The 17,806-nt window shown below is 52.4% G+C and carries 11 protein-coding genes; 2 read left to right on the forward strand and 9 right to left on the reverse strand.

Features of this window, described 5'->3' with window-relative positions; all coding sequences use genetic code 11:
- The 4 genes from A3842_RS01950 to A3842_RS01965 all read right to left on the reverse strand — a co-directional run bounded on the left by A3842_RS01950 (nt 1) and on the right by A3842_RS01965 (nt 8,999).
- On the reverse strand, nt 1-948 hold the full coding sequence (locus tag A3842_RS01950; RefSeq protein WP_083609439.1) for an ABC transporter permease: 948 nt from the start codon (nt 946-948) through the stop codon (nt 1-3).
- A 677-nt stretch (nt 949-1,625) separates the two neighbouring features.
- A complete protein-coding gene (locus A3842_RS01955) occupies nt 1,626-3,914 on the reverse strand; it encodes a helix-turn-helix domain-containing protein (RefSeq protein ID WP_074100256.1) in 2,289 nt (762 codons plus the stop codon).
- A 431-nt stretch (nt 3,915-4,345) separates the two neighbouring features.
- Entirely contained in the window at nt 4,346-8,209 is a 3,864-nt protein-coding gene (locus A3842_RS01960) for an S-layer homology domain-containing protein (RefSeq protein WP_074100257.1), read from the reverse strand.
- 355 nt (nt 8,210-8,564) lie between these two features.
- Nucleotides 8,565-8,999 carry a MarR family winged helix-turn-helix transcriptional regulator gene (locus A3842_RS01965; RefSeq protein WP_305953364.1) on the reverse strand — a complete coding sequence of 145 codons (435 nt, stop codon included), beginning with the start codon at nt 8,997-8,999 and terminating at the stop codon, nt 8,565-8,567.
- 131 nt (nt 9,000-9,130) lie between these two features.
- On the opposite strand from A3842_RS01965, the gene A3842_RS01970 reads away from it, so the two are divergent.
- The gene (locus A3842_RS01970) at nt 9,131-9,586 is read left to right on the forward strand and encodes a CBS domain-containing protein (RefSeq protein ID WP_074085926.1); all 456 of its coding nucleotides are present in this window, start codon (nt 9,131-9,133) and stop codon (nt 9,584-9,586) included.
- 88 nt (nt 9,587-9,674) lie between these two features.
- Here A3842_RS01970 and A3842_RS33130 read toward each other — a convergent pair whose 3' ends face one another.
- Nucleotides 9,675-9,803, reverse strand: coding sequence for a hypothetical protein (locus A3842_RS33130; protein WP_256701435.1), 129 nt, complete (start codon nt 9,801-9,803; stop codon nt 9,675-9,677).
- A gap of 117 nt (nt 9,804-9,920) precedes the next feature.
- On the opposite strand from A3842_RS33130, the gene A3842_RS01975 reads away from it, so the two are divergent.
- The gene (locus tag A3842_RS01975) at nt 9,921-11,126 is read left to right on the forward strand and encodes an ROK family protein (protein ID WP_256701436.1); all 1,206 of its coding nucleotides are present in this window, start codon (nt 9,921-9,923) and stop codon (nt 11,124-11,126) included.
- 113 nt (nt 11,127-11,239) lie between these two features.
- Here A3842_RS01975 and A3842_RS01980 read toward each other — a convergent pair whose 3' ends face one another.
- The 4 genes from A3842_RS01980 to A3842_RS01995 all read right to left on the reverse strand — a co-directional run bounded on the left by A3842_RS01980 (nt 11,240) and on the right by A3842_RS01995 (nt 17,792).
- Nucleotides 11,240-12,007, reverse strand: coding sequence for a DUF817 domain-containing protein (locus A3842_RS01980; protein WP_074085927.1), 768 nt, complete (start codon nt 12,005-12,007; stop codon nt 11,240-11,242).
- Nucleotides 12,008-12,546: 539 nt separating this feature from the next.
- Entirely contained in the window at nt 12,547-13,419 is an 873-nt protein-coding gene (locus A3842_RS01985) for a PhzF family phenazine biosynthesis protein (protein ID WP_074100258.1), read from the reverse strand.
- A gap of 219 nt (nt 13,420-13,638) precedes the next feature.
- On the reverse strand, nt 13,639-16,791 hold the full coding sequence (locus A3842_RS01990; RefSeq protein ID WP_074100259.1) for a glycosyl hydrolase: 3,153 nt from the start codon (nt 16,789-16,791) through the stop codon (nt 13,639-13,641).
- Complete coding sequence (locus A3842_RS01995) at nt 16,791-17,792, reverse strand: glycoside hydrolase family 130 protein (protein ID WP_074085930.1); 1,002 nt, start codon at nt 17,790-17,792, stop codon at nt 16,791-16,793. The genes A3842_RS01990 and A3842_RS01995 overlap by 1 nt, the downstream gene beginning before the upstream one ends.
- Between the last annotated feature and the right edge of the window lie 14 nt (nt 17,793-17,806).

Below are 17,806 nucleotides of genomic sequence, written 5' to 3' on the forward strand. Positions count from 1 at the left end.
TTACCAGATGCTGTTATTGGTGATTCGTTTGGCCAGTCCGTTCACGGTAACCAGCAGAACCAGATTGATCAGTGAATTGAACAAGCCGACCGCGGTAGCAAAGCTATAATTGGCATTCAAAAGGCCGATCCGGTAGACATAGGTGGCTATAATCTCAGAATTAGCGATATTCAGCGGGTTTTGCAGCAGATAGACCTTTTCAAAGCCAATCGCCATCACGTTACCCACATTCAGAATCAGGATAATCACAATCGTAGGTACGATTCCGGGAAGATCGACGTGGCGGATCTTTTGAAACCGTGAAGCGCCATCCACCCGAGCCGCCTCATATAGTGTAGGATCGATGCCAGCCAGTGCGGCCAGGTAGATCACGGCGCTGTAGCCTGCGGTCTGCCAGATGTCAGACCAGACATAGATGGAGCGGAACATGCCGGGCTCCCCCAGGAAATTCACCGAATCCAGGCCGAAGAAATTCATGGCGATGTTGGCGAACCCCAGACGCGGAGCCAGAAACAGCATAATAATGGAGACCATAACTACAGTGGAGATAAAATATGGCGCAAACGATACAAGCTGGACGAACCGTTTGAACCTGCCGCCACGGATTTCATTTATCATCAGCGCGAGCAGGATCGGAATCGGAAACCCGGCCAGCAGCAGATAGCCGCTCAGCAGAATGGTATTCTTGACCAGCGTCCAGAACAGCGGATTCTCAAAAAACAGTTCGAAGTGCTTAAAGCCGACCCAGGGGCTGCCCCATATCCCCTTAATTACGTTATAGTCCTTGAAAGCCAGTACAGCATTCGCCATTGGATAATACTTAAAGATCAGAAAGAACAGCAAAGGCGGAATGACGAGCAGATGCAGCTGCCAGTGTTTCATGATATTTTTTCCGGCGGTATGCAGCCAGCCCTGGCGTTTGCTTCGGGGCGCCGTTTGGGTGCTCATAACCATTTCTTTTTCCAGATGAATCTCCCCCCTTAAAAGTTTGGCCAGCGTTACTTCATTGATTTCACATCGCGTCAAAAACTTACTTCGTAAGCAGATGCTTAGTTTGCCAGCCGCTGCTCCCTTGCATTAGTTCGAGCAAAAATCGGTTCGGAAGCATTCGCTTTGTACTATTTGTTTGTGTGATAGCGCTTTCTCACGAGTTGATCATAGGGCATGATAACCGGCTTTGAACAGGTACACTTCCGTATTTTGCGTACAGATCGCCCGGTTTGCAGGGGGCATCACTTCCTGGGACGGCCTGATTTCCGCGGTCTTGCAAGCGGATACATTATTTGGCATACCCCTTGGGCAGAAACGGCTGCACCGCCCGGGAGGGACAATGCAGCCGCTATATTCTTGGGGTTGCAGGAGAATCTGCATCCCCCTCTCCGAGGGGCCCCCGCTTCACCTGTCCTTCCCAACTTCCCCGGACCAGGAGATAAGCACAAGTGGAAAAAGTGAACTTAATACCGCCGAAAACAGCAAATGTGAAGGTTTAGGTGGAAAAAGGAAACTTAAAAATTCCATATCCCCCTCCACCGAGGGAAATGAGCTAGATTAGTTTTACTTTTTCCACTTAGTCTGCCGAGCGCAGGGTGCTCGGGCCAGTTAGTTTTACTTTTTCCAACACTTTTCTATTCAGCATTCGATTGTCTGTAGGTGCTGGGGGAAATGCCGGTTAACCGTTTGAAGGCTCTACGGAAGGAATGTGAGCTGTTGTAGCCCACTCTTGCCGCAATCTCATCCACCGTATACCTGCTGTCTTTCAGCAGGAGCGCCGCCTGGTCCATCCGGACCTTCACCAGATGATCGGAATAATTCACACCAGTCACCTCCTTGAACAGCTGGGAGATGTATTTTTCCGGCCGTTCCACATGCTCTGCCACCCGGTACAGGGTCAGCTCGGTGTCCGAATACATATCCTCGGTATACTGGTAGATCTGCTTGATGATCTGGGTATGCGCGTCCTTCTTTTTATTGGCGATGTACCCGCAGAGTCCCTCCATGACGGCATGGAATTCGGCCTGGATGTTATCCGCCGGCTCCGAGGAACTGATGTCGATGATCCGCTGCTTGACGCTTTCGAACAAAGGAGATTCCATGAAGATTTTTTGATCCAGCAGCTTCAAAAAGGTGCCCTTCATCTCCCCGATCAGCTGATGCTTCATCTCAATGGACAGCTCCCGGCCGCCAAGATTCTGCGCAAAGGTGGAATCCATAATGCGTTTGGCCTCAGCCAGCTCCCCGGCACGGATCGTACTGATCAGCCGCTGCTCCGTATCAAGCGGATAATAATAGGTCGTATTCTCGATTCTGGCCTCATGATTCCACGTCATGCCTTTCTTGTTCGTATACACGGCATATTCCAGCGCCTGCTTCGCTTGCTCAAACGACCCGCTGACCTCTGTTACTGAAGCGAAATAGCCTCCGAACCCGGACTGCACCGAAATCTTATATTCCTTCAGCACATATTGCGCCAAGTTCTCCATGATGTGTGTAATCGCTACCTCCTGGTCCGATGCAGATTCATCAGGGCCGGAGAAGAACAGGCCGACCATTTTGTCCGAGCCCATATCGGCCATAGGCAGCGGTCCGGTAAGCGAAGCGAGCGCCTGCTTCACCAGTAGGCGGGCGGCGTTCAGCTCATTGAGGATCTCCACGCTATCCATCCCGGCATAGCCGTTAATCTGGATCAGTCCGGCATAGCCGGTTCCCTGATTCAGCCCGATATCCGCCTGGGCGGCAGCAGATACAATCTCCTCCCGTGACTCAAATTCTCCGGCAACCAGCCGCTTAATAAAAGCATCCCTGACCAGAGGCAGCTGACGGTTAAGCTCGCTTTCGAGCAGCTTATTCTTGGTGATCATGTTGGCAATATTTCCGCTCAGGAAATCGAACTCACTCTGCTCCGCCGTCTCCTCCTTGCCGAACTGCTCTTTCATCACATTTAGCATCCGGTTGATCGGTGCACTGTTCCGGTAGGCGAGCACCAGGCCGGCCAGTAATCCGAGGAACAGAGCGCCTCCGGTAATCAGCCAGGACATATATTTGATTCTATTGGCATTCTCCAGCAGGATGCCTCGGGGAATACCTGCCTGGTATACCCAGCCGTTCGAATCCGAACGGGTTGAAATCACCAGATCATCCCGGTAAAACTGGCTGACCTTGCTGTTATCAAACGAGGAATCCGCATGAAGCCGGTTCACATACGCCTCATCTTTTCCTTGCAGCACAATGGTCTTCCCATCGGCATCGCTGATATGAACCCAGCCCCCGTAGCGTTCAGTCAGGCCAGACAACAGGCTGGCGATGATTTTCTCGTCGATCATCACGACCACAACGGCCGGAGAAGAATCATTGAAGCTATCGAGCGGCAGTGACTGCATGTAGGTGATCACCGAGGTTTGTGCCCCTTTGCTGACAAAGGCGCTCAGCGGTTTGATCTCACTCCGGTGGGTTTTCTGCAGAACCTGCTTCTTCCAGTCCGCCAGCGGAAGTTCGTTGTAATGATATATCTCATAGTAATGCTCCGGACGGTAAGAAGAGCCGGGGGTCAGCACCAGATCGTAATTGGCCAGATAAATATAATAATCCTGCAGGAAATCATTCGTCTGGCCGAAGGTCAGCACATTGCGCATGGTCCTCCAGATTCCGTAGACATTGGTCCCCTCTCCCCGTTCATTCAACAGTACGTTCAGTTCGGGATTCACCGCGAGCTGTCGGGTCAGCCCCTCGACTTCAGCCATCCGGCGCTCAAGAATTTCCTGGCTTTTTTGCAGCTGGATCACACTGTTCTCAATGGAAATGGACTCTGTTACAGAGATCGATGTACGGTAAGACATGTAGCCGCCTATGCCCGGAATAATTAGAATAATGATGTAGGAGATCAGAAATCTGCGGAAAACCTTGGAGTATTTGAGCATGGTTGGATTCCCCTCTCAGTTGGTAGCGCTCACAGCATAAGCTTAAAACAAATTGCTTCACAGTCAAGCTTTTGTCTCCAGCGCCATTGGAAAAGACGGTCTAGATTGCAATACGACCGGGAGCATTCCCGGCAGCTAGAACGCCTTTACTCTCCATAAAAAGCTTATCTTTCTGGTCAGGCGGACACAGAATCCGCTGAATGCTCTATAGTCATCATCCTCGTCCTGTATAGGAAGAATGGAATAGGGCCTTCTAAATCCGCATCATCAGAAACATTTGCTGCACTACGGCCACGTATACAGGTTCTATACATAATCCGACTATTTTCATTGCCTGGGAAATGATGCACAGGCTGCAGCCGAATCGTTCGGATTTCTTCTCGATTGAAAAGGAGCCGTTGCCGGCTCCTGTGCTTTTTATCTGCTCCTCCTTAATCGCTCAGTTGTTCTCCGCCACCGTTCCTGTCCTTATATTCATGAGCAGTGGCAGCCTCGAGGATATCCTTGAATGCCCAGTGGGTGAGCGGAACATCGCTCCACGGGGAGGCTTCGGCACCGAAGAGCGGGCCTCTGCCGAGTGCCCTGTTCATCGCGGTCACCGCTTCGGCACGGGTCAGTGCCTTTCCGGGACGGAAGGTGCCGTCGGCATAGCCATTCAGTATGCCTGCTCCCTGGGCCTGAAGAATGGCTGACCGTGCCCAGTGACTGGCGGCAACATCTGTATATCCGCCTCCGGGGATGGGATTATTCTTGCTTAGCAGTGCAACAAGACTGGCCAATTCCGCCCGCGTGACCTGTTGATTCGGCTTAAAAGTGCCATCCGGGTAGCCTGTCATCAGTCCCATTTCTGCTGCGCCAGTTATTGCTTCGGCTGCCCAATATCCGGAAGGCACATCACTGAAGACTGCAGCCTTTCCTTGCTTCTCCCGTGCAGAAGCCTTAAATAGCAGTGCCGCCATTTCGGCACGGGTTATCTTGTGATCCGGTTTGAAGGAACCGTCCGGATACCCGCTCATATATGCCGCATGCTGTTTCACCGGCCCCTGGCTTGCTTCCGGCGAAGCACTTGGAACAGGAGTGGCGGATGGAGACGCGGTCACTACCGGACCCGTAGTAACAGAGGGTCCTGAAGTTACCGGGGCCGGTGATGCGGTAGCGGAAGGTGATGGTGTTGACGTAGGTGCCGGTGTCGGTTGTTCGCCAGGTGTTGCCGGTTCACCGGCCTTGGTGCTGACGCTGTATTTCAGCTGATCGGCGAACATCAGCGCACCTGATTTCTTCACCACCTTCAGTACGTGAACGCTATCGGCCAGCTCTGCAAGGGTGAAGAGATTCTGCAGAATCTGCCGGTTGCTGCTGTAGGCGCTTGCGGTCTGAATCAGCTTACCGTCCACATAGAATTCCATGTCGCCCATATCCGGCCCTTTGGGTCCAGAGAGGGAGATTCCAGTCCCGCTGAATGTGTACTCAAAAGAATCACCGTCCGTCTCTGTAAAATGAATATCGTTCTGATAATCTCCGCCAAAGGCAAATGTCAGTGGAAGAGTACCCGCGGGCAACGCGGCGAGGTACGCCGCCTTGAGGGTTACAGTGTCTCCTGCAAGTGTATAATCCGTACCTTCCATCAGTTTATAGGTGCCCTGGCTGATGCCGCCGAACAGCTCCGGCTGACGAAGCAGTTTAACTTCGATATCTGCCGGGACTGCTTGGTCGAAGGCTGCTTCTACCGGATTAATCAGGTCGGGGATTTCCACCTTAAGCATATCCAGCAGCATGAAGCTGCCTGATTTTTTCACAGCCTTGAGGGTATGGAAGCCTTCAGGCAGACCAGCAATGCTATACAGATTCTGCTGGGCCTGGCGTCCGTTATGATAAGCGCTGACCGTTTGCTGGAACCTCCCATCCACATATATATCCATGTCGCCCTGTGAGGTATCCGTTTCTGTATAGAGCTGTATGCCAGTGCCTCTGAAGGTGTATTCGAAGGAATCCCCATCCTTCTCGGCATATTGCACATCATCCTTGTAGTCGCCCATTCCTCTCCCGGAACTGCGTGACCAGGTGCCATTGTAAGTGATCCCCGGATCGTCATTGTTGATCAGCGAATAGCGAACCGTAGCTGAGCCTGTAATGGTCACTGTCAGCACTTCGCTTGCGCCTCCGTCAAAGAAGAACGAGAGCTCCGCCGCACCTGAAGGCAGATTGAAAAGATATTCCTTCTTGATCTTCACAACGCCTCCGGTGACGGAATAATCGCTTCCTTCCGTAAGTACAGCCCCGCCGTTCTTAATCTCCAGAAGGGAGTCACTGCCTGCAGGCAGTGTGACAGCTACATCAGCCTGTTTGTCAGGCGCCTTGTCGAAGCTTCCTGTGGCAGGGGCAATGAGCTGATTAACATTGATCTTCAGCGCATCCAGCAGCATGTATTGGCCTGAATCCTTAACCACCTTAAGCGTATGCTCACCGTCGGTAAGGCCGTTGGCACTGTAAACGGTCTGCTGTGCTTCCTTGGCTCCAGCGGTATAGGTGCTTACCGTTTGCGGACTCACGGCATCATCCAGATAGACCTGTACGTCCCCTTGCGAGGAATCCTTCTCGGTTAGCAGCTCAATACCTGTTCCCTTGAAGGTGTACTCGAAGAAATCACCGTCTGTCTCGGTATAATGTACATCTGCCCCGTAATCCCCGGCGGTTCTGCCGGACTGCGACGACCAGTCGCCGCTGTATGTGATGCTGCTGTCGCTGTCGTTGATATAGACCGAACGGGTAACCGGGCTAGGAGAAGGATTACCGCCCGGCTGTCCTTCTCCGGGAGCTGCAGCCGAATCCGTGATTTTCACAGTGATATCCTGAGAACCCGGGGTCTGCTCTTTGCCTCCGTTGCGCTGCCATGAGCCGGTATAACGGACGTTCGTATCGTCATCGTTCACGGTGGAGGTTCCGCTCTTGGCGGTTACCTTCAGCATCCGGGATGCATGCGGCTCCAGTACCCCGCCGCTGAAGCCCGTGTCAAAGGAACCCAGCTCACTATGACTCCAGAGATCGCGGACAGTTGCCGGTCCCTCAAGTCCAATGTCGCTCCATTTGACATCCACTGCAGCACTGCGGCTGCCGAGGTTGAACAAAGCAACATTATAGGTTCCATCCCCGTTGTTGGCATACCAGACCTGCTGCTGGGTATCCATAGACACCGGATGGGCGGGATGTCCGGCCTGATTGACGGCAATAACCTCGTCATTGGTCAGCAGCTGCATTCCATAATCGTCCAGCCGCGTCATATCATTTCCGATATAGAGCTGTGCCGCCGAGACCGCCCAGAAGGTCATGGCGGTCTGCCGCTCATCCTTCGTCAATCCGTCCATAGCACCGTTCCCGACATTCAGGGAATCGTAATCATTCCAGCCTCCGGGTCCGGCATCTCTCCACCAGATCGCGGCGTCCGGGAACAGTCTGGCAATGTTGGCCCACTGCGTCAAGCCGACGTTACTGTCATAGGACTCCACATCCCACTGAATCCGCCAGCCGTTGGCATATTTTTTCCAGAAATCCACATAGTTATGGTCCAGCGCCCAGGATAGCTCGAACCAGATATTATGTCTGTCCAGAGCCTTGGACCAGGCCTCGACATCACCGCGTGCATCACGGCTGAGGTTGTTGATACCCGACCCCGGGGTTACACTGTCGAATTTTACAAAGTCGATGCCCCATTCCCCGAGAAGATCAGCTATGGAGTCGATGTACTTCTGGGCACAGGGATTTTGAAAATCGATTTTGTAGCTGTAGGAATCCCAGTAATCCATGATTTTCAGCGGCTGCACCGCAATGTCACGTACCCGGCACTCCCCGTTGGTTCCATAGATTTCAAGGTCCTTGTTATACGCGTCAATTGACAGGCCTGGAATCAGATAGATCCCGATCTTCTGCCCGTTGTTATGCACATAATCAATGACCTCCTGAAAACCGTGCGGATAACGCTCGGTGCTCGGCATAGGCCGGCCGTATTCATCCATGCTGCCATTCCAGCCCGCATCAATATTAATATATTCGTAACCGTAAGCTTGCAGCTTCTCGTGCATGGCGTCGGACTGCTTCTTGATACTCTCCGCCGATATCCAGTTGCCGGAGGGTTCATACACCTGCATACTGTAGCTGCTCCAGCCCATATATGGCTTCTTCGCCAGCGATTTGTCCGCCGCCTCCGCCACATTTCCTGTGGTTCCTGTCCATCCGGCCTGTACAGCCACCATCATAAACAGCAGCAGACTGATCCCGATCTTATTAGCCAAAGACTTCAAATTATCCCAGCTCCCCTCGCAGTTAATAAAGCGCTTTCCTTTTCGGACGGACCTGCCCGCATGTATATGCACTTTCAAATGACAGCGCTTTCTACACGAGTAGATCATAGGGGGCCGCCGCCCGTTTTGAATAGGTACAATTGCGGTGTTCGGCGTACAGCTCTCCCGGTTCAGAGGGGGCAAATCCCGGCAGAACAGCCAAATCCCCTTATCTCACAAAAAAACCCTGAGGGGATGACTCCCGCCCAAGGCTCAACATTTCCACAACCCACTTGTTTTGCACGATAAAATTCAGTAACCATTTAGTTGTACTATGCTTATCTCAGAGAGTAGAATTCATCCCGGAACGCTTGTCCTACTCCGGAATTTCTTCATGAATCGCAGCATTGAATTTCCGTAAAAGCTCGCCAAAAATCACACGTTCCCCATCGCTCCAGGCACTTAGCATTTTCCCTATGCTCTCTTGCCGTGCCTGTTTGTTCTCATTCAGCACCTCTTCACCCATATCCGTCATTTCAAGCGAATACGCGCGCCCGTCTACCGGGTCGGGGATACGCTTCACATACCCCTTCTGTTCCAGGGCAGCAGCCTGTCTGCTGACTGTGGAAATATCCAAATGGAATTCGTCGGACAGAGCCTTCACTCCGGCCGAGCCGTGGGAGGCAATTTGATGCAGCAGCAGATAAGCGGAGCGGTCCAGATTACCAATTTTTCTATAGGTGGTCATTGAAACGAGGCGCCGGACCAGAATGGCCATCTCCAGCTCTATCACATCAATTGAATGATCCATGATAATAGTGTCCTTTCTTGTAGAAAATGCGTAGTATGATCATTGACATTACCATTATCACTTGTATAATACAAGTATATACTTTCATTATACAAGTTATTTTGCGGAATCGTAGCCTGCGGAGGGAAATTATGAAAGCTCAAGAGTTTATGGTCAGACAAGTATACAAAGTCAAGGAAACCGATACGGTTCGCACCTTTATCGAACGATGCATTCAGTTCCGGATCAGCGGTATGCCGGTAGTAAATGAGAGAAATGAGATTGTCGCTTATTTGAGCGATGGGGACATCATGAGGTATATCGGCAAACATGAGGATCTTATCGTCGATTCTTTTTTTCAGATCAATGTATTTGTCGGGGATAATGAGGAGTTTGAGGAGCGGACCCGCAGACTGCTGAACCTGAATGTCATGGATATCGCCAAGAAGAAGGTGATCACCGTTCCCTGGGATGAAGATATTGAGAGAATCGCCACCATTCTAGGCAAAAAACAGATCAAAAAGGTCCCGGTGGAGCGAAACCGTGTGCTTGTGGGTATTATCAGCCGCGGCGATGTGATCCGTCATACCTTCAAAACCCTGCTCTAACCCGCCTTCAGGTATCTGATAGCCCATAGAAAAAGATGTGAAACAGCTCGTCCAATATGCTGCGGGTTAATTTGAAGGGCATTATGAATTACGCCATCGGCTCCGCCTTCTGCATGCTGTTCATGATCTGTCTGTATCCCGGTCTGGCGACCGTACAGCAGCCATAGATTTTTCCGGCGGCGGAATCTGCCGCTGTAAGACGGGTGATTTTCAGCACCTCCTTGTTCGTTATGAAAGTTGCGGACCCACCCTTTTTATGGCATTCTGTTAACAGGTTTAGTCGGAATTCCCCTCTCTACCTGATCGGGATACTTGCTAATAAGGAGAGACCTTTGTGCTGCCTATTCATGAACTTATTCCCAGTTCCAGAACCAAGGATATGTATTTGTCTGTCAGAAAAAAAGGGACCGTATCCAAACAAACACTGCTCGAGGAAAGCGGCTTGACCGTCAGTACCTTAACCCGTATCCTCGATGAACTGCTTGCCCAAAGCCTGCTCCTGGAGGTAGGCTACGGGGAATCGACCGGCGGCAGAAGGCCCACGCTCTATGAGACCAATCCTGCCTACGGCTATGTGTTCGGCCTGGAAATCTCCCGGACCCATTCGAGGCTGGTCCTTGCAGATCTGCATCTAACCCTGCTGGATGAATATACTTGGGCTATGGATGAGTATGCCACTCCGGAACGTCTGATGGATTCCGTGTATGCCCAGGTGCTGCGTATGCTGGAGCAGGCTTCCATTGACATCAGCCGGGTCATCGGACTTGGGATTGGGGCTGTTGGCCCCTTGGACCGTAAGGAAGGAACGATTCTGACACCCGCCGGCTTCGCCGCACCAGGCTGGTCGCAGGTGCGCATCAAAGAGCAGTTGGAACAGCGGCTCGAGGTGCCGGTGTGCCTGGATAACGGTGCCAACACCGCGCTGCTTGGCGAATACTGGGCCGGCGGCGACCGGCGGCAACATCAGCTGCTCTACCTGCATGCCGGCATCGGTCTGCGCTCCGCCATTATGAATGAAGGCCGGATTCTGTACGGTGTCATCGACACCGAAGGGGCTGTCGGGCAGATGATCATTGAGAGCACTGGTGTCGCCTCAAGCGTCCCGGGAGGCAATTACGGGGCATGGGAATCCTACGTTTCCATCCGCACTCTGGAAATGCAGGCCCGTGAGGAGTGGAACCGCGGTAGAGCCACCATCCTCCGAGAGCTTTCAGACCGCCCGGAGGATCTGGAATTCAGCCATTTAATTGAAGCCTTGCAGGCCGGGGATTCCGCAGTGAACAGAATCTTCGGGCAAGCGGCAGCCTATTGCGGCATTGGGCTGGCCAACCTGATTAATATTCTCCACCCTGAGGAGGTCATTCTGGGCGGTCCCTTATTCTCGGCTGCCGATGTTTTCTATCAGGAGGCCACAAGGACCGCCCTCGAAAAAACCTACTACCGCGAGCAGTATAAGGTCCGCTTCACCAAAGGCAGCCTAAGCGACAATGCGGTCGCGGCAGGTGCGGCTGCCCTGATCCTGAATCAGCTTACGTATTGAGACGGGTACACAAAAAAACAGCGGTAGCCTGGACGGAATTACAAAGTCCCAGACTGCCGCTATTGTATTGAACTATTGTCTCCGTCAGATCAAGCTAACCACTATCATGAATCTTACGTTTTCCGCCCGGCTTTAACATGTTTTAGCTGGGCAACAATAATGACGCTGATAATGACCAGAAGGAACCATGAACTGATCTTACTGAAGCTAACCAGATGCCAGGCCTCATGCTGGTTGGGATATTTCCATGCACTAAAAAATGTGGCTATATTTTCAGCTAACCAGATAAAAAAACCTACAAGGAAAAAGGCCAGGGTTAAGGGCATCCGATAAGTAATGTTCTGTACCCGGTAGATGATCCATGTTCTCCAGAAGACAACAAGCACAAGCGCCGTCAGCCACCAGCGAAAATCCGGAAGAAAATGATGTGTGAAGAAATTCAGATAGATGGCTCCCCCCAATAGCCCCGCAAAGGCAAGCCCCGGCCAGCCGGTCATATCCATCCTCAGTCTGCGCCATACCTGACACATATAGCTTGCTACACTGGCATACATAAATCCGCTATAGAGCGGTACACCGAATAGCTTCGTAAATCCAGGTTCAGGGTATGACCACGATCCCATCCTTACCTTATACATTTCCAGCATTAATCCAATAATATGAAATATACAGATTACTTTAATCTCATCGAGCGTCTCGAGTCCACTGCGGTACATCAGGAACTGCACGGCAAGAAGTATAAGTAGAACGGCATCATAACGGTAAATGAAGGGCAGCTTGACTACGCTGGAAAGAGCCAGGGTTCCAAAGATCGCAACCGGAAAGATACAGCTCATCGCCTGATGATAGCCAAAATGCAGTAGTTGTATGATTGATTTCAATAATGGTATCTCCTCTAATGTGCGTCACTTTTGTTGAAGAACAGCAGTATGGTCAATTTGAATTTAACACATGATTTATTGTTTAACAATATATTTTAATTGATAAACGATAAATTATTACTGTTTTAGACATTCCAATGGTCTGATCTGATCCTCTCATACCCTTGATCATCCCATAATTCCGTTCGCGTAATGTGTCATATACATTTTCCTGCTATTTCCTTTTTATGCTCAACGCACTAATTGAACCGAACACCCAAATGAATGCAATCAAATATATTATTTTTGCTTCGACTCCCTTAAGGTATCTCATTTCTCAGATTATGCCACAATTCACTCCTTTTTCTCAATTACAAATTTAGACTATAGCCGCGTTCCCACAGATAACGAAAAGCCCGTTTGGAGCCGAAAATATCACGGCATGCCAACGGGCTGTATTTTTTAGATCAAGAAATGAACTGCTGCTTGCCACCTGTGCCGCCTCTTGGACAGAATAGCTTAACCTTATCCCATAATTGTTCTCTCTTCGAGACCAGCACTCAGATCTCAATGCTTCTCCGCTGTATGCCTGCTGCGATCCCGCCCACCTGAACCCGGGTAATCTCTCCGCCATGGTTCAGGCTTATTCCAGCCTTAATCTCGGAAGGACAGCTCATCGAATATCCTTGCCTGAACACTACATGCTGAGCCTGCTGAATGGACAGCTGCCCGTATTTGTACAAATAACTAAGTAACGCGCCGCTTGCGGTCCCTGTTGCGCTCTCCTCGGGAATGTCATACAGCGGCGCAAAGTTCCGGCATTCGGCTGCGGCATCATCCGGGGTATCGAGTGTGAACAGGTGGTAGCCGATGACGTTATATTTCTCGCTGACCACTGTTATTGCGGCAAAATCAGGTTGTATCCTGGCTAACAGCTCACGGGTACTGACCGGAATCAGAATATCCCGCAGCCCCGTGGACACAATCTGAATGGGCAGTTCCCCAGCCAATTCCTCTGCGCCGATTCTAAGCGATGCTGCAATTTCTTCTCTTGGCAAGGTTTCATAGAACTGTGGCAGCGCCTGCGACAAATAGACATCCCCATCATGGCTGATGCTGACCTCCAATAATCCGGCTTTGGTCTCCAGGGTATAGGTGGCATACGTAGCCAGGTTCAAGGAATACATCAGATAAAAAGCAGCAACCGTCGCATGCCCGCATAAATCCACCTCGCTGGCCGGAGTGAAATAACGGACCTTAAAGTCGGCAATCGCCGATTTTTCCACAAAAGCCGTCTCCGAAAAGCCAACCTCCTTCGCCGTACGCTGCATTTCCGCTGCATTCAGGGAGCCTGCATCCAGCACTATTCCGGCGGGGTTTCCACCGCTTCCGTCTTTGGCAAAAGCATTTAAAGTGTACACTTCCACATTCATTCCGGCCATCCTCTCCATATCTTTTTCTACTCGTATAACCTGCGGCTTGTCCTAGAATGAAGATTATAGTTCATTAAGAGAACGGGGACAATATGCGAAAAAACACAATACCCCAAAATTGCAGAGTCAATTTCCCGGCGAATATGTGCTGCTCTTAGGTTTGCCGCTGGCTTCTGAAGTTCAATATGCCTTGTTCATGTAACCACTTGGTTGTCTGTGCTAAGCCTGCTCTACATGAATAAGCGGAGTTGCCGCCAGTCCAAACTTTACAAACGCGTACCGCGCCTGATACACATGCGTATCCTTATCCAGGTCCTTGTCTGTCCAGCCCGGCTTATCCTTATAGCTGTCCGGCCCGACCTTGTAGACTTCACCTTTGATATGATGATGTGGTCCCAGCAGGTTGCGGCAGCTGCTCGTCAGCTCCACTTCGATGACATTACACCCGCTATGCAAAAAGGACGAAACTTCTGCGTGGTACGGCTCCCACAAAAAGGTGCGCACCTCGGCCCCGTTAATGAACAGCTTTGTTACTATTGCATCAGGTGGGGCCTGAAAGAAGCATTTCACAGCAGTTGCTTGCGCTGCATCGACGGTCAGGCTCTGACGCAAGCGCATATTGCCGGAGAAGAAAGGAAACCCTTGCCGGGTTAAATCCCCTGTCTGCACCTGCCGTGGCGGCTCCGTCAAACGGAAGGGTCCATCCGTGAATACCGCTCTGCGTTCTCCGTCCGTGTACCCCGAACCCGAATGTACTCCAAAATCGCCAAGCAGATAGATACTCTCCAGCTCCTGATCGATCGTAAGCTTGTTGCCTTCCGCTTCGAATGCCTTAGCCCGGGCCAGTCGTTCCGAGATTTCCTGTGAGCCAAGGAACTCCATTCTCAGAACTAACGTATTCCGGCCGGATACCGCGAGGCCGCTGATATCTAGGGTCTTGAACGAGATATCCCGCCACCAGCCGCCGCTGACCGCCTCTACCTTAACCCCGTTCAGTTCGATCTCCAGCTCCTCCGGCCGTTCCAGTACAAGAAACAGCTCCCGCTGTCTGGCCGTGTCGAAATCGATGTGAAATTCAAATTCCAGTTCCACCGCAACCGGCCGTCCGTAACCCAGCAGCTCCTCCTGGATAAAAATCACCGGCTGCGGCTGTGACCATTCCCCTCCATCCACACGAAGGCGTGCGTTGTCCAGCGTCAGACTGTTGAGATCGGAGTGCACCAATTCCCAATCTGTTGCCAGCTTCACCGCCATGGTCGCCCGGTTATCCACATTCTCCCCTGGCACCACAGGTTCGGTCGCCTTACCGTCCCCTGTTAATGATGGTGAATTCGGAAGCGGATCAAGCTTCAGTATATAGGACTGGCCGGGATGCAGCGGAAGCCGCAGGTGCACGCCCAGCCCCAGCAGTTCCCGCTCCATCTGCTCCAGCTCCAGCGGACGGATATCTCCGGTTTCTAGATCAATCAGCGAAACTGTGCCCTCACGGGCCAGCTGTATATTCAGCAGCGGGTAGAACTCCGTGCCGGAATTCACCACATAATGCAGCGTTGAGCCCGCAAGCTCCAGGGTCCGTACATTGATCGTATCCGCAGCGACGGATTCCCCGTCTTCACCGCTGATTCGGATGAACGGCTTGCTGGCCGCGGACACCGCCCGGCACAACGCCTCGCGGCTCCATTCCGTCAGAACAGCAGCCTGCATGAAGCGTGCGAATTCAACATCCTCCTTACCGTCAACCAGCGACGGACAAGGATCAAGAGCAATCAGCTTCCCCCCCTGCGCAACGAACTTCCGCAGAAGCTGCGCAGTCTGCCTGTCGACGGTCACACTAGGCGGTACAATAACTACACGGTACGCCGCTTCGCCGACGATGAAGCGCCCGCCGCTGACCCTGCCATGTCCGGCGATAATGCCCTCGCTGCCATAGTCATGCTCGATCAGGCTCTGGCACAGCCATCTTGTGAGCTGGGCAAAAGCTTCATGATAAGGCACCACAGCGGAATGATCCCCGCCGCGCTGTAGCGTCCATGCTGTACGCACCGGATGCAGCAACAGAACCTCCGCCTGGGCCGAGCCTTCGGAGAGCAGCAGGGACAGCCTGGCGAAATAGTCATTGAAGCCTTTATAGTCGCTCCACCAAGGCTGCTGATAAAACAGGGATGGCGGGTAATCCCGTTTGCGCAATCCCCTCAAAGAGTACCCCTGCAAATGCTGGCACATCAGATTAATGCCATGTACGAACTGCCATTCGCCGATTCGTTTAAGGTCAGCGAAGCTGACGTTCCAGCCGGAGCAGCCAAAGCTCTCGGTTATTGTCCGCTTCTTGCCGAGCTGGCGGGCCACCGAGCTAACCTGCTTCGGCACCAGCGCATCGCTCCCCACAAACCTGCCCAGCCAGTCGCAGCCGGGAATCTGCAAGTGTTCATAGAAGGCCATCGGGTCACCAACAGAGGTCACTTGATGCATTAGCTCCTGCTCATCGACGACATGCCCGGTCGCCGACCAGCCCTTGCCTGCGCACCAGTCTCCGATTTGCTTGGCATATGCCTGTGTGAACATGAAGGTTACGGTCTCCCAGTAAGCATATCGGGCCTCGCTGCAGCCTTCGGTATCCAGGAAGAGCGCTGGCAGAACCGCCCTCACATCGCCTCCATGCCTTGAATTGAACATCTCCCCCAGCTCAAAAGACCAGGGAAGCCCGCCGCGCCCGAACTGCGGCTCATCCGTGAATACACCGCTCAGCTCCGCACCGAAGGCTTCACCGAATTGCTCCCAGTAACGCTCGTAGGTGGTATCGATAAATTCTTTTACTGCCATCGGACTGAGCGTATCTGTATAGTAGGAATTTACTTCATAGCTGATTCTCAAGGAGGCACCGGCTTCTTCGCCCGGAAGCAGCAATTGGTAGCTCTGTCCGTCCGCTGCGGCGGCATACCAGCCAATTGTCCGTTCCAGTTCCGGCGCATCCTGAAATGGAGCCTGTTCACACAGCAGTTGCTTCTGCTGATAGGCCAGTCCTTTGGCGGGCACCTTCCCGTCTCCAAAGCCGCTGGGCCAGCCGTTTTCATCATAGAACCAGGCGTTCATCCCGAGCTCGCGGCTTTTCTCAATCGAAATGCGGATGGCCTCCATCCATTCTTCGCCCATGTATGGCGTCTGCAGCCCGCCCCGGGCATGCATGAAGAAGCCGCCAATCCCCGCCCGGTGCATCTCTTCAATCTGCCGCTCCAGCTCCCCCTTCTCCAGCCGGTCATTCCAGGACCAGAGCGGAACGGAGCGGTATGCGTTAGACGGTTTCTTCAGGTCATCCCGCAAGTTCATCATTTGTTCATCTCCCCGTTCGCCATCCGGTTTATCATGGTTGTTCATCAGCCTTTCAGGCACAGAGAGATCAGGTCATCCACATGTGCAGTCGCGAGGCATTCGATCGTGTCGGCGGAGCCGTAGTAGATTTTGACCTCACCGTTATCCTCCAGAATCATCCCTCCCGGAAAAATAACATTGTTGCGGAAGCCGCCGTCAACCTCATAGCGGGTCTCCGGGGCAAGCAGCGGCTGCTTGGACATGCCGATAATTTTCTTCGGATTCTCCAGATCCAGCAGCATGATGCCTGCGGTGTACCGTTTCTTCCAGGCAGGCTCCCAGCCGTGTTTGCCGCGTGCCGGGTCAATATCCACCGCATGGAAGGTTGTCAGCCAGCCCCTGTCCGTCTTTACCGGAGGTGCGGCAGGTCCAACCTTGTCATTGGCGAAAGGAACATGCTCCACAGCGAACAGCAGGTCGGAATTGCCCCAATATTTCATATCCGGGGATTCCGAAATCCAGGTATCAAAGCGGTCCTTGCCGCCACGGCTGTACACAGTAAACGGACGCTCCAGGCGGACGTAATTGCCGCCTATTTTCTCCGGGAACAGCACCATGTTGCGCAGATCGGGCGAAGACAGGCTGAGGATCTCAAATTCTTCAAAATCATCCGTCACTGCGATCCCGCCCCGGATGCCATGCTTGGTATCGACCGCAAAGCACATATAGCAGCGCTCCCCGATCACCGTCAGACGCGGGTCGTAAGCGCGGATGATCTCTTCGTCATGCAGCTTGAAGCATTTCTTGGGACTGGCCTCCCAGTGGAAGCCGTCATCACTGAAAGCAATCCCCAGGTCGGTCGTGTGATGCGGCTCAATCGTCTGCTCCGTAAGCGAGCCATAGTCATTGCGGAACACCATCACATATTTGCCTTTGAACTTGGTGACGCCTGCATTGAATACAAGCGCTGTCCTATAGGGAACCATAGACGCATCCAGCACCGGATTGCCGGGATAGCGGTGAATCAGCGGACTGGATGTAAGAATTGCGGGAACCTGAACGGTCATGTTGTAAACCTCCT

It is taken from the genome of Paenibacillus sp. P3E (genome assembly GCF_001909045.1).
GTDB lineage: Bacteria > Bacillota > Bacilli > Paenibacillales > Paenibacillaceae > Paenibacillus_AQ > Paenibacillus_AQ helianthi.